General features: G+C 33.1%; 11 protein-coding genes and 1 tRNA gene. 5 read left to right on the top strand and 7 right to left on the bottom strand.

The features are described from left to right. Window positions 1-179: 179 nt before the first annotated feature. Window positions 180-1493, top strand: coding sequence for a hydroxymethylglutaryl-CoA reductase, degradative (locus QLQ96_RS06915; RefSeq protein WP_482495798.1), 1314 nt, complete (start codon window positions 180-182; stop codon window positions 1491-1493). Between the two features lie 80 nt (window positions 1494-1573). After that, window positions 1574-2482: a GYDIA family GHMP kinase gene (locus QLQ96_RS06910; protein WP_482495796.1), complete on the top strand. Its 909-nt coding sequence runs from the start codon at window positions 1574-1576 to the stop codon at window positions 2480-2482. Between the two features lie 20 nt (window positions 2483-2502). Here the strand turns inward: QLQ96_RS06910 and QLQ96_RS06905 are convergent, their stop codons facing one another. The 6 genes from QLQ96_RS06905 to QLQ96_RS06880 all read right to left on the bottom strand — a co-directional run bounded on the left by QLQ96_RS06905 (window position 2503) and on the right by QLQ96_RS06880 (window position 9459). Beyond that, window positions 2503-2853, bottom strand: coding sequence for a hypothetical protein (locus tag QLQ96_RS06905; protein WP_482495794.1), 351 nt, complete (start codon window positions 2851-2853; stop codon window positions 2503-2505). Window positions 2854-3226: 373 nt separating this feature from the next. Continuing rightward, window positions 3227-5326, bottom strand: coding sequence for a peptidylprolyl isomerase (locus tag QLQ96_RS06900; RefSeq protein ID WP_482495792.1), 2100 nt, complete (start codon window positions 5324-5326; stop codon window positions 3227-3229). Between the two features lie 107 nt (window positions 5327-5433). Next, window positions 5434-6690, bottom strand: coding sequence for a hemolysin family protein (locus QLQ96_RS06895; RefSeq protein ID WP_482495790.1), 1257 nt, complete (start codon window positions 6688-6690; stop codon window positions 5434-5436). Between the two features lie 201 nt (window positions 6691-6891). Continuing rightward, a complete protein-coding gene (gene lptC, locus QLQ96_RS06890; RefSeq protein ID WP_482495788.1) occupies window positions 6892-7449 on the bottom strand; it encodes an LPS export ABC transporter periplasmic protein LptC in 558 nt (185 codons plus the stop codon). A gap of 53 nt (window positions 7450-7502) precedes the next feature. Continuing rightward, entirely contained in the window at window positions 7503-8732 is a 1230-nt protein-coding gene (gene bamG / locus QLQ96_RS06885) for a BamG family beta-barrel-assembly machinery protein (RefSeq protein ID WP_482495786.1), read from the bottom strand. Continuing rightward, window positions 8725-9459, bottom strand: coding sequence for a type III pantothenate kinase (locus QLQ96_RS06880; protein ID WP_482495784.1), 735 nt, complete (start codon window positions 9457-9459; stop codon window positions 8725-8727). Before QLQ96_RS06880 ends, bamG begins: the two co-directional genes overlap by 8 nt. A gap of 99 nt (window positions 9460-9558) precedes the next feature. Between QLQ96_RS06880 and QLQ96_RS06875 the strand changes: the two genes are divergently transcribed. The 3 genes from QLQ96_RS06875 (at window position 9559) to QLQ96_RS06865 (ending at window position 11763) form a co-directional block, all read left to right on the top strand. After that, a tRNA-Phe gene (locus tag QLQ96_RS06875) sits at window positions 9559-9631 on the top strand. Window positions 9632-10022: 391 nt separating this feature from the next. Next, window positions 10023-11516 (top strand): MFS transporter, encoded by a 1494-nt coding sequence (locus QLQ96_RS06870; RefSeq protein ID WP_482495782.1) that lies wholly within the window; start codon window positions 10023-10025, stop codon window positions 11514-11516. Window positions 11517-11529: 13 nt separating this feature from the next. Then, entirely contained in the window at window positions 11530-11763 is a 234-nt protein-coding gene (locus tag QLQ96_RS06865; RefSeq protein ID WP_306155707.1) for a DUF6814 family protein, read from the top strand. Between the two features lie 136 nt (window positions 11764-11899). Here QLQ96_RS06865 and QLQ96_RS06860 read toward each other — a convergent pair whose 3' ends face one another. Continuing rightward, window positions 11900-14776 (bottom strand): alpha-amylase family glycosyl hydrolase, encoded by a 2877-nt coding sequence (locus tag QLQ96_RS06860; RefSeq protein ID WP_482495780.1) that lies wholly within the window; start codon window positions 14774-14776, stop codon window positions 11900-11902. Window positions 14777-14802 lie beyond the last annotated feature (26 nt).

The following is a 14802-nucleotide window of genomic DNA, read 5'->3' as shown; positions in this document are numbered from 1 at the left end:
AGAATTATTTTAAATATAAAAAGAGCCCAATTTTAATAAAAAAAATAAACATAATACACATTTTAAGTGTTAAATGTTAAAAAAAATAACGATTGCGTATTTTGATCTTTAAAATACATTGCAAACAAAACTCTTAAAATAGTATCTTTGCCGCAACATTATTATTTAATATATTGAGAATGAACAACGCTGTTGCTGGATTTTCTAAATTATCCAAAAAAGAAAAAATAAACTGGATTGCAAATGAGTATTTTTCAAATCCCGAAGAGGCGCAAAATATTATAAGAAATTACTGGAATTCAGACGAAAAGCTACAACAACTTCATGACGAATTTATAGAAAATACCATTACAAACCTTTACATCCCACTTGGAGTTGCTCCTAACTTTTTGATCAACGGAAAATACAAAACTATTCCGATGGCAATCGAAGAAAGTTCTGTTGTTGCAGCAGCTTCTAAAGCAGCAAAATATTGGTCTACAAGAGGCGGATTTAAAGCAACTATTATTGATACCGAAAAAATTGGCCAAGTTCATTTTACTTATAATGGAGATTCAGAAAAACTAAAAGCTTTTTTTGACGAAATAAAACCTAAGTTTTTTTCTGAAACACAAAGTATTACCAAAAACATGCAGCAGCGTGGCGGAGGAATTCTGGACATAAAACTAAAAGACAAAAGAAGTCTGCTTGAAAATTATTATCAGCTTCATGCCACTTTTGAAACAAAAGATAGCATGGGTGCCAATTTTATAAATTCTTGTTTAGAGCAATTTGCTACTACCTTAAAAGAAGAAGTTCAAAACTCTGACTTATGCAAAAATGGCGAAATCCTAGAAGTTATAATGAGCATTCTTTCTAACTATGTCCCTCACTGTCTTGTTAGAGCTGAAGTTTCATGTCCAATTGAAGAGTTAGCAGAAAAACATATTACCAATCCTCAAGAATTTGCAGAACGTTTTGTTCAAGCTGTACAAATCGCAGAAATAGAACCTTTTAGAGCCGTTACTCACAATAAAGGCATCATGAATGGTGTTGATGCCGTAATTCTGGCAACAGGAAATGATTTCAGAGCCGTAGAAGCTGGCGTTCACGCTTATGCTGCTAGAAATGGCCAATATGCGAGTTTATCTCACGCCAAAATCGAAAATGGAATTTTTACTTTTTGGCTTGAAATTCCGCTTGCTGTTGGAACCGTTGGTGGCTTAACGTCTTTACATCCATTAGTAAAATTGTGTTTAGAAATTTTAGAAAAACCTTCTGCCCCAGAATTAATGGAAATTGTAGCTGTTGCCGGTTTAGCACAAAATTTCGCAGCATTACGCTCATTAACTACAACCGGAATTCAGGAAGGACATATGAAAATGCACCTTAACAACATTATCAATCAATTTGAAGCTACAGATGAAGAGCGACATTTAATTAAAACGCACTTCAAAAAAACCGCAGTTTCTCACAGTGCTGTAGTAGAATTTATTGAGAATTTAAGAAAATAACCAATCCCGTAAAATCCAATATTTTAAATTCCAAATTCAAATATTGGGATTTAGAAATTTACATAATAATATAGACAAGTATGTCAACAACCTTTTACAGTAACGGAAAACTTTTTATTGCGGGCGAATATCTCGTTTTGGACGGAGCAGACGCATTTGCGTTGCCTACAAAATTTGGTCAGGATTTGGTAATTGAAAAAATAGAAAGCGAACAAATTGAATGGAAAAGTTATGATCATGATAATCATTTGTGGTTCGAAGAAACCATTACTTTTGATGAAGTTATAAAAGGTTCAGATCCTAAAATTGACACTGTAAAATCAACTTTGGTTAATATTCTTAATGCCGCTTATCTATTAAACCCAAAATTTATTGATAGCGCTAAAGGATATAAAGTGAGCACTCATTTGAGTTTTCCAAAAAACTGGGGATTAGGAACTTCGTCGACTCTTATAAATAATATTGCGCAGTGGACAGAAACCAATGCTTTTACCTTATTGAAGAATAGTTTTGGCGGAAGCGGTTATGATATTGCTTGCGCACAAAACGATACGCCAGTTTTATATCGAATCAAAGATAATTTTGTACAACAAGTCGAATTTAATCCTGACTTTAAAGAGCATATTTATTTTGTTTATTTGAATAAAAAACAAAACAGTAAATCTGCCATTTACTCCTACAACAATCACAAAAGTAACCGTTTAGCAGATAGTGTTGCAGAAAACAACAAAATTACAAATGCTATTCTTCATGCTAAAACATTAAAAGAATTTGCCTTGGCAGTTCAGAAGCACGAAATTCATTTAAGTAGAATCTTAGAGATGCAAACCATAAAAGAAGCTATCTTTCCTGATTTTAATGGCGTAATTAAAAGTCTAGGTGCTTGGGGCGGCGATTTTGTTATGGTAGTTTCTAAAGAAAATCCGAAAGAATATTTCTTTAATAAAGGATACGAGACTATTTTGACTTATGACGAAATGATTTTATAAAATCATATTTCAACAAACCATTAGTTAGCTTTTTTATTGCTTCTAACGTGCTTTGTCTCCAAACGACGAACAGCTTTACTTTCTTGCTCATTTGACTCAATAAGCCTATTATGTAAGCGTTCTGCCATCTTCTCGATACTGTTTGTAATAGAATCATAGACCACTTCCATTCTGCGGTGTTTCTCTTCTTTTACTGCTCTTAAAACATCTTCTACAAAAAGCTTATCGTATTTTTCGGCAACAGAATCATGTGTATTCGTCAACCTAATCACATAATCATTACTCAAAATAGTAACTTTAAAATGTTGTTCTTCGTTACTCAAATAATACTTTCCACCCAATTCATCAACATTGATGTCGGTACTGGCCACTTTTAAAAGCTCGATAATAATACCATAAATATGACTTTCTATTTTGGTATATACTCTCTGCTTTTTTCTAAAAAATTTAAAAGTAAAAAACATTTAAATAATTGATTTTTTAAAGTATTTGTTTTTGGATTCGTATTCTTCTTTATTTTCTATTTCAAGCAAAAACCAAAAATATGTTAAAGTAAAAAACGAGCAAATTAACTGTAATAATTTGAAAATCACAAGTTTTTTAAATTAAATTTCGATAATTTCTATATACTATAAGAAAATTAACAGTAAAAAAACACAAACCACAATTGCTCTAAATATTAGAAAAAATAAAAACCCGAAGCACTAAAAGCGCTTCGGGTTTTTTATAGGAATTACTCTCTAATTAGTAATTAAATTGTAATCTATTATCTTCAATTTTAGCATTGTTTTTCAAAGCTGGTAATACTCTACCCGCATCATTAGCGCTTTGAGCTTTTACTTTCTCTACATAAGCAGCATGATTAGCAATTGCAGGAGCTTTTACAGTTTTAACGTTTTGAACAACATAAACACCTGTATTTCCTTCAATTGGAGCAGAAATTTTGCTTGCCGCTAAAGCAAATGCGTTACCTACAACTTGCGGTTCTTGCCCAACTCCGCCTGGTAATACTGGATTATCAAGTGTTACGTCTACAGCTTGCTGAACAGCAACTCCTGCTGCTTTAGCGATAGCTTCAATACTTGAACCTTGCATTTTTGCTTTTAACAATTCAGCTTTTTTCTTGTTTTTCAAGATTGGCTCAACATACGGTCTTGCCATATCAACAGAAACTAGACCAGATTTGTTTTCACCTTTATATTGTGCAATAACGTGTCCGATATTTGCAATTTCAAAACGTTTTACATCTCCTTTACTTGTTTCTTTATCAAATGCCCATCTTACAATGTTACGTTGGTTTCCTATTGGTCCAAACTCTTCATCCATCGCTTTTGCATTAACTGGCTGAGCAACTTTTAAACCTAATTCTTTAGCTGCAGCGTTGAAATCTTTATCAGCAGCATCCATTTCGAATTTAGTTGCTAATGTAAATACTTTATCAGAAGTAGCTTCAGAAGGCTCAATTTTTTGAGCGATTGTAGCTAAACGAATTCCGTCTTGTTTGTCAGTAATTTTGATAATGTGAAATCCGAAAGGAGTTTCAACTAAACCAACTTTACCAATTCCGTTGCTGAATACAAAATCATTGAAAGCTTTTACCATTTGGTTTGGCCCAAAATACCCTAAATCACCACCTTGTTGTGCAGATGAATCATCAGAACTTGTAAAAGCCAACATCGCAAAACCATTTGGATTAGCTTGAACTTGCGCTAAAATTTCTTCAGCTTTAGCTTTAGCTTCTTCTTTAGTTCTTTTCTCTTTTGGATTTGGAGTTTGAGATCCTTCATAACCAATTAAGATATGACTTGCTTTTGCATTAACACCAGCTTTAAATCCTAGAGATTTAGAGATTGCATAGTATCTTCCATAAACGTATGGTCCGTAAATTGCTCCAGCTGGTAAGCTGAATAATTTGTCAGCATCAACTGCTGGTAAAGCATTTTTAGGAACATAAGTAGAATCGTAAGGAACATCAGAATTTGCATTTACAAATTCAGCAATGTTTGTTGCACTTTTAAATCCTGGCAATGAATCGTTTTTACCTGTTTTTGCATTGTAAACAACACTTCCTGATAATAAAGCAGTTAATTTAGCTTTAATTTCAGCCTCGTCTTCTTTAGAAGCTTTATCTTCAACTAAAACGTATTGGATTTCACGAGTTGCATCAGCTTTGAATTTTTTCTCGTTTTTCTTCATGTAAGCCACGATCTCATCATCAGAGACTTTAACTTCACTGTCTTTAATAGAAGAATAAGGAGCTGCTGCATAAGCAAAACTCACTTTATTAGATTCCATTTCATACTTTAATTTTCCTTCACTAGCAGTTGTGTAAAGTCCTGATTTAATTAAAGTATTATAGATTTGAAACTTAGCGTTCAATTCAGCATCTTTCTCTTTTTGAGCAATGTATTGTGCTGCTTCTGGGTTTGATTTAAAATAATCTTTAAACTTAACAACATCAAAAATTCCTGCTGCGTTTAAGAACATTGGGTTTTTACCAATATTTGGATCAGATTTCAAAACCTCTAAAATGTGTTTTTCACCAACTCTCAATCCTAATTTATCAAATTGTGATGACAATAAAGCGATTGAAACTTCTTGATCCCAAACTCTGTTTGCAGCTTCAGTGGAAGTTATACCTTGTCCACTTTTTTCAACATTACTAACTTTAACTCTAAAGTCTTCAAATGAAATATCTTTTCCATCGATGCTTCCTACATCTTTTGAACTTTGACCAAATGTTCCTCTTGTAAATAGATCTTGTATTATAAATGCAAATAATGCAAGTGCAATAACTCCTATCAATAAAGCGGAACGCTGTCTAATTTTTGCTAAAACTGCCATTTTATTATCGTTAATTTTATATTCAGTTTGCGAAAATACAATTATCTAGTTAATAACAATACAACTAGCGTTTTATTTTACACATTTTTTTTTATTAATTTAAAAAATCAGTCTTTAATTGTCATTTTGACTAGTTCTATTTTCTTATTTGACGCCTCTTCAATGCGAAAATGAAACCTATCTATTACAATTTTATCTCCTTTTTGTGGGATTTCTTTTGTACGATTGACAATAAAACCTCCTAACGTACCATAAGAATCTTCTTCTGGAATCATTAATTTATAAGTCTCATTTAAATATTCAACATCTAATCGAGTTGAAAACAAATATTTACCACCTCCAATTTCTTCTTCGATTAATTCTTCATCCAAATCGTGCTCGTCTTCAATTTCACCAAAAAGTTCTTCAACAATATCTTCAATAGTAATAATTCCTGAAGTTCCTCCGTATTCATCCAAAACTACTGCAACATTTTTGCGTTTTTTGATCAATAAATTCAAAACGTCTTTAATTAAAATTGTTTCTGGAACAAATTCGACGGTCATTAAAACCGATTTTATAGTAGATGGTTTTTTAAATAAATCGAAAGAATGGACATAACCCACTATATCGTCTAATGAATTTTGGCTTATGATGATTTTAGAATATCCCGTTTCTATAAATAATGCTTTAAGATCATCAACTGTATCAAATAAATCTATATCTACAATTTCTGTACGAGGCGTCATAATATCACGCGCCTTAACAGCTGAGAATTCTAAGGCATTTTGAAAAATTTGAATCTCAGAATCTACCTCTTCATCTTCTTCCACCGTACTCATTTGTTCGGTTATATAATTTCCGAGTTCAATTCGGCTAAACAAATGAATTTGATTTCCCTGTGTTTTAAAAAAATTACTCAGTACAAAGTCTGCAATCCAGATAAAGAAAGTCGAGATATAATAAAATAATCGGTAAAATAAATAAGCCGGAAGAGCTAGAATTTTAATTAAGGAATTGGCATAAATTTGAAAAAACACTTTCGGGAAAAATTCTGAAGTCAGCAAGACTACAAATGTTGCAAGAAGTGTTTGGATAAGGATATTCCACCAATCTGAAAAGACAAAGCCAAAATAAGCCATCCAACCTAAAATCAGATCGCCCATAAAAAAACCGTAAATCACCAAAGCTACATTATTGCCAATAAGCATGGCAGCAATAAATTTGGATGGATTTTCGGTTAGTTTTGTTAAGATTCGAGACAAGAAATCGTCTTGTTTCTTTTCTATTTCAAGATAAATTTTATTGGCGGATGTAAAAGCTATTTCCATCCCAGAAAAAAAGGCGGCTAGTATTAAACATATTATTATAATACTAATTTCCATTTTTATTGTTTTTTGTTTCGGTCATTATGCCTATTAAGAAATCTTCTCCTGAAGAAAAACATAAAAATAGCCATTCCTGCTATAACGAAATAGAAAGGATAACTCTCATCGCCTTCATTTAGTTTTACAATACCATCGTAAATAAAGAAAACTGCAAAAAGGATGTAAACGTATTGTGTATATTTTAAATAACCCATAATATTATAATTCTTCGTCTGATTCAATTTCGCCGGTAATTCGCTGCGAATTAATCACTTTAAAATCTTTGCTAAAATCTATTCCCTGACCGTAGGAAACTCCTTTTTTATCGGTCAATTTGAACTTTCGTTCTGTATAAAACCACTCGTTTTTCTGATCGAAATACAACTGTTCTGTTTCTAACATTTGTCCGTCTTCAGAAGTAATTTTCACTTTCCCAATCAAATCAATGATTCCCGTATTTTTATATGAAACCGCATAGTTGCCTCTTATAAAGGTGCGTTTTTGCTTTTTATCATATAAAGTAACATCTATTCCTTTAGGGAATTCTGTAAAAGGAAAATCAAGATTTGAATAATCTAGCATTTTCGGACTTATTAAAACTCCTGTAATACGCCCAGAATCTGTGTATTTAATGTTTACAGTATCGGCATCACTTGCAGGAACAAATTCTGAGAAGTTAATTTTCTGAACTTCTTTAAAATTACTTTCACATCCAAAAAACATTGTCACAGCAATAACTGTGACAACTATTAGACTATATCTTTTTGGTAAATTCATTTGCCAAATGTAGTAAATTGTAATGAGCTTCTAAAAGATAAAAATATTTGTTTTTATTGGTATTTACTCTTCACAAACCATTTATCATTGAAAGAGAAACTCACGCTGAAATTAACATAATTCTCTTGAACTAAATCTGCAGCTGTTGTACCACGTTTACCAAATTCAATTCCGAAATTTAAATTTGAAAAAGATCCTGGAATTGGAATTCCAGCTCCTAATGACATTCCGATATCTTTAATTGATTCATTATTAACAATCAGACCAATTTTTTCGTATTTCAAACCAGCTCTGTAGGTAATTCTGCTCATGTAACTAGTAAAAGATGCATAATTTGGAAGGTAATAACCTCCAACAGCATATTTAGAATAGCTCTCGTAGCTTACATTTGGTGCCGAGTTATAATAATTTGCTAACTGACCATCTCCTTGAAAAGTCATATTTGCTCCTACAAGCCATTTTCTCGCTTCACCAATACCCAAACCAATACTCAATTTGTTTGGAAGTTTTAATTTTGTCGATTCTGCTGGAACTACATAAGGATCAGCATCTCCTTGAACAGAAATAACTCTCGTATTATCTGAATTCAAATTACTAGCAAAAGTGTAACTTAAACTAGAGAATATACTAGTCTTTTTGTAGATCTTTTTCTGATACATTGTACCAAAACTAAATGCTGTCCCTGAAAGTTCAGAAGCATTGACTTCTGCTGTTCCGTTTTGAACTCCAGTAACTGCCTCTACGCTAGTTGTGGTAATTTTTCCAAAATTATATTGTGCATCTACTCCAATATTCCAATCCTTCATTATTTTATATGACAAACCGAAATATACTTTATTGATACCCCCTTTTCCGTCAAGCTGAGAACTTGTCTGACCTTCTGTAGCCGAATTGTCATTAAGAATTTTATATCCTACCGAACTCACAGGAATCAAACCGAATGAGGCACCAAATTTACCCATCGGAATTCCTATTGCTAAATAATCAAAAGTAGAGCGTTGCGCTTTTTCTGACGCAGCACTTGTTTTTAAATTAGACGTTGCGAATGTTCCTCCAACTGTAAAAGTTGTCTGAATTAAACTAGCGTAACTCGCCGGATTTTCTATATTTAAGTGAATCGAATCTTGTTCTACTGCAACTCCTGCCATAGATCTGTTTTCAAGTGTTCCCTTGAATCTCACATCTCCTATCCCGAAAAAAGAATAAGGTGAAGCAGTGCCTTGTTGCGCGAATGAAACGAACGATATAAGCAAACAAGCGCTTAGTATTACTTTTTTAATCATTGTCGATTTTATATTGATATGTTTGGCTCAAACTCTCCAGAAGGAAATTTGAATTGGCAAATATGGTATTTTTTAATCGTTTAGCCAAAAAATCTGCATCGCCTCCCGTTAAAATTATTATAAAATTTGAAAACTCTTTGCGATATTCATCGATAAAACCGTCAATCTCATAGACGAAACCATTGACAACACCAGAATGTATGGCTTGTGCCGTTGAGTTTCCTACATAAGAATCGGGCTCTTCTAAGGTTAATAACGGCAGTCTGGCTGTAAAATTATGCAGAGATTCATATCGCAAACGAAGGCCTGGAGAAATGGCTCCTCCTAAATAATTATCGTTTTCGTCGATGAAATCGTAGGTAATGCAAGTTCCAGCATCAATAACCAAACGATTTTGTTTTGGAAATTGAAGTGTCGCTCCAGCTGCTAAAATCATTCTGTCTATTCCTAAAGTTTTTGGTGTTGCATATTTATTATGGAAAGGAAAAACATCTTCGTGGGTAAAAAAATGAACTTTTAGTCTATTTTCGAAAGTTAAAAAGGATTGTTTTTCGATATTTCCAACTGATGCAATAGCCAAATCGGAGCATTTTGGATATTTTTTTAAAATATTTTGAATTTTTTTTTCGATTTCATTTTTATCAAAAACAAAATTTTCCAGAGAAGTATCATCCTCAAATACAGATGCTTTAATTCTGGTATTGCCAACATCGACCGTTAAAATCATATTTCATTTTTTGCTTTTGCGAAGATACGAATAGATTTTTTCTAAAAAATGTTTTGCACAAACCAAAAATCATTATATATTTGCACCCGCAACAAGCACGGTACCTTAGCTCAGATGGTAGAGCAATGGACTGAAAATCCATGTGTCCCTGGTTCGATCCCTGGAGGTACCACGAAACCCGAATAGAAATATTCGGGTTTTTTGTTTTTATACTTTTCTAGTTTAACCGCAAAGGTTTTTAATTTATTTCTCTTGCAGATTTAGCAGATAGTGCAGATTTTGAGTTTGGTAAAAGATTTGAGCAGATTTTTTAATAAAATAATTTAAAAAAAATCTGTTTAAATCTGTAAAATCTGCGAGAAACAAAAAGACATCCATTAAAACTTGCCAATCTTTACGTTTTTCTTTAATCTTTCCAGTTAAGTCTTTTTTCCTTCAAAAATAGAGGTCAATAAATAAATACTTTTTGTTAAAAAAGTATTAAGTGAATAAAAAAATATCTTCTATATTCGTAAAAATGTATTTTTAGATTTTATTCACTAACAAGATCACAAAGCAGTTTTATGAGCAAAACTTCTACTAAGGGAATTTGGAAAGTAATTTCAGCCTCTTCTATGGGCACCATGATTGAATGGTATGATTTTTACATTTTTGGCAGTCTGGCTGTCGTTATTTCTACTAAATTCTTTCCAAGCGATAATCCGACTGCAGCATTTTTATCTACTTTAGCCACATTTGCTGCCGGATTTGTAGTTCGCCCATTTGGAGCTTTGTTCTTCGGAAGACTCGGAGATATTATTGGACGCAAATATACTTTTATGGCTACCTTATTATTAATGGGTGGTTCTACTTTCTTAATTGGATGTATTCCGAGTTACGAAACAATTGGTTTTCTAGCTCCTTTATTAGTTCTGATTTTACGTCTGCTTCAAGGACTTGCTCTCGGAGGCGAATACGGCGGAGCTGCTACATATGTTGCAGAACATGCTCCTGCTGGAGAAAAAGGATATTGGACTTCTTGGATTCAGACTACTGCTACTGTCGGTTTATTTATATCTCTGATGGTTATTCTGGCAACAAAAAGCATACTTTCTGCAGAAGCTTTTGATTTATGGGGATGGCGTGTACCTTTTTGGGTTTCTGTTGTTATGGTTGGTGTTTCGTATTTGATTAGAAAAAATATGGATGAATCTCCAGTTTTCGCGAAAGCTAAAAAAGAAGGAACTACAAGCACCAACCCATTAAAGGAAAGTTTTGGAAACCGATACAATTTAAAATTTGTTCTTTTGGCGCTATTTGGAGCTACAATGGGACAAGGTGTTGTTTGGTATACGGGACAATTCTATGCAATGAGTTTTATGAAAACAGTAATGAATATTGATTCTTCTCAAGTAGATGAATTATTAGGAATTGCGCTTTTAATAGGAACTCCATTTTTTATTGTTTTTGGATGGCTGAGCGACAAAATTGGTCGCAAATACATTATGATGTTCGGAATGCTGTTGGCTATTTTATCGTACAGATCTATTTATAAGGAAATGTACAACACAACAAATATTAGTCTAAAAACAGAAATTTTTGAAAGTTATAGAGAAACAACCGAAAATAAAGCTGACGGTAGTTTTGTTACCACGATTCAAAAAAAATATACTGATGGTACAACCATAATGGAGAAAAAAACGTACATGGATAAAAAAGATGTGCAAACAAGTGTCTCTATTCTAATTAATTCTAACGATAAATGGACTTTAATTTTTCTGGTTTTTATTCAAGTATTATTTGTAACCATGGTTTACGGTCCAATTGCGGCATTTTTAGTTGAAATGTTTCCAACCAAAATCAGATACACTTCGATGTCACTGCCTTATCATGTCGGGAATGGAATCTTTGGAGGATTGCTTCCTGCTATTTCTACTTACTTTGTATCACACGCCAAAACAGCAGGCAAAGCCGATTTTTATTTGGAAGGACTATGGTATCCTATAATTATTGCTGGAATCTGCTTTGTTATTGGAATGATTTATATTGACAACAAAAACAAAATTACTCACCTTTAAAATTTACAAAAAAATGAATGCGATTAAACAGGTTTTAGGTGCGTTATGGATTGCTTTGGCCGCTGCTGCTGCCTATTTTTGCGTGTTTGAATTTGGTTTGCCAAAACTTCTTTCAGACCAACAAGACGATTTGGTATTTGGTGCAATTATACTTTTTATACTTACTCCGCTTATCGTTATGGGATTAGGGACATTTGGGTATTATTCTTTAATCGGAGAATATAACGATCCTAAAAGAAAAAAATAAATAAAACAATTATAGAATGCCTTCAACCGCCCCAAAGGCATTAAAACATTAAAACAAAATATCTTATAATTACAAAACTACTTAAACCAAAAAAGGCTGTCCATTTCTAGACAGCCCTTTTCATTACTAACCAAACCTAATTTTTAATAAATTTCGCAACGCGTACTTTATTATGCTCATCAAACGCCTTTACGAGATACAATCCAGAAGTTAAACCACTTACTGAAAATTGATAATCTGTATTTCCGTTTGTATTAAATGTTTTTACTAATTGTCCTGTGATTGAATAGATCTCTACTTTTGAAGTTGTAAATCCTAAAGTAAAATAATCGGCTACAGGATTTGGATATAAATTAACTTGGCTTCCTTTTTCAAAATCTTCAATTGCCAAATTTGCTTGTTTATTACCATAAATTCTAAACTCTCCCGGAGCTAGATTTATTGGCGCATTTACATCGGCAACGTTAATTGTTGAATTATCCATTAAGTTGTACCATGCACCAGTATATTGAAATTCTGGAATCATATTTTGTGCAACTGTATCAAAATTTGCCAAAATGACAACATCTTTAAGTTGAGCAGAAGTTAAATTGTTATTGGTGATTTTAATATTTACCAACAAAGTAGCTGTATTCGCCATTGTCGCTGTTCCTAAAAAAACTGGTTCGTTTTTTTTAAGCGTGATCATTTTTGCCCAATCGTTATAAATTTTATTCCGATTTGAATTTTCCAACCAGTTATTTACCCATTGAGGCTGCGGTTTTGTATCTAATTTACAGTCACCACCTACAGCATCAAAATCAGTATTTACCGAATTATTATTGCAAGTAAAAATAGAATTCTCCCAGCCTAGTTCACCAAAATGCCAAATCATTTTAGGCCCAGGAACCAATAAAGAAACAGCACCAATTGCAGACATTCTAGATAAAGCCGTATTTAATGTTTTTACATTGTAACTTCCATTTGAAGCTCCGTACTGTATATTTTTATACATTAAACGTTCTTCATCATGGCTTTCTGCATAACCCATTAAACGATTTCCTGTAAATCCGCGGTTTGCACTATTCATTCTAAAAATATTGCTATCTGAAGCGTATCCCATCGACAATTGATTGTACTCATTTGTCATTTTCCCCCACATCATTACACCTTTACTCGGCGTTTCTGCTATTCTATAATTAGCCCATTCTTTTTCTTCTGCATCAGTCCCTAAATGTTCAAAAATGGTATAATGCGTTGGATCTATAGCCCAAGAAAAATCAGCATATTTCTTCAAAATATCTACACGATCTTGTTGGTACGAATCGGTACAAGAATTATCACCTGCCGTACATAATTGCGTAAATCCTTTGGTCAAATCCCAACGGAAACCATCAATTTTATATTCTTCGATCCATTGTTTAATAACTCGATTTACATAATATTGTGTTTTTAGTGATTGATGGTTAAAGTCTTCACCTACATTATAACTATGTTTTGCCACGGTATTAAAATATGGATTTTCCGTTGTTGGTGATCCAAAACCGTCTCCATCAGGATCATTCATCCACATTCTTACCATTGGATTTCTTCCAAAAGCGTGATTCAAAGCAACATCTAGAATTACAGCGATTCCGTTTTGATGACATAAATCAATAAGTTCCTTTAATTTATCTGAAGTTCCGTAAAACTTATCCAAAGCCATATGAAAGGAAGTATTATAACCCCAACTTTCATTCCCTTCAAATTCCATTACTGGCATTAATTCGATTGCATTAATTTTTAGATTTTTAAAATAATCTATTCGATCAATTAAACTCTGATAGCTTCTTGCTGCATCAAAATCACGAACTAAAACTTCATAAACTACTAATTTTTCTTTTTGAGGTTTTTCAAAATTAGTTACCTGCCAATTGTAAGGAGTCTGCCCTGTTTTCAAGACTGTAACCTCAAAATTTTGTCCCGCAGGATAAACAGGCATATTTGGATATTTTGAAGCAGGAATCGAAGAATCATCATAGGGAGATAAAACTAAAGTTGAATACGGATCTGCTGTTTTTACCATTGCTGGCGAATTTGCAAGTGGAGTTCCATCAACAACCCAATATTGATATGCATTATTTTCACCCGAAACCAAACCCGTTATTTCTAACCAAAATTTCCCCGAAGACGGATCTTTTTTCATAGCATAAGCCGATGTTGGCTGCCAGTTATTAAAATTCCCCGCTACATAAACGAAATCTTTTAATGGTGCGTCTAAGACCAAAGTTGCTTTTGTAAAATCGGCTGGATTATAATTAATTCCATCAACCAAACCTGCAGGCATAACTTCTGAAATCGTGTTTGGATTTATAACCACAGCGAATTTCTTCGAAATTGTAGTTGCCCCTTGAGTTGCAATCAATTCATAATTTTGATTTTCGGTAATATTAGTATGCGTATACGAATAACTTGAAGTACTAGCATTTGTATTTATAGTTATTCCGTTGGCTTTTAAAGTATAACTGCCCACTCCTCCTGTATTTGTTGCTGCAATATTAAAACTTGCACCAGAAGAAATGATGGAAGTACTATTTTCTGCTGGCGAAGTCAGCGTAACTTGGAAAGATCCTACATTAAGAAAAAAATCGGAACATGATGGCGCCAATTTCAATGTCTGGCTTCCATTTGCACTTCTAAATACAATTCCCATTTTTGTTGCTGCAGATTGCTGTCCTGAAGTTAGTCCAAAATAAATGCTTGGAGTAAGTGTAATACTCCACGTTCCATTTGCATTTTTAGTCATTAGTCCAAGACCATCATCAACACCCCAATTTCCTTTGACCACTTGCCAAGGATTTGCTTCGTCACCTATACCGGCATGCATATAGACCTTTGCAGGATTGGTTCCCATTGTATTACAGGTACTCGATGTAAATGAAACCGTAATTGTAATCTGCTCATTAACCTGAAATACAGTTGGTGATACTGTTATTTGTTGAGCATAAATAGTAATCGATAGTAATAAGAAAACAAAAAGGAATGTTTTTTTCATAATCTCGTGGTTTATTGGTTAGTTAG

The sequence above is a fragment of the Flavobacterium sp. B167r genome, assembly GCF_056824315.1.
This window is presented reverse-complemented; position numbering and strand designations above follow the sequence as displayed.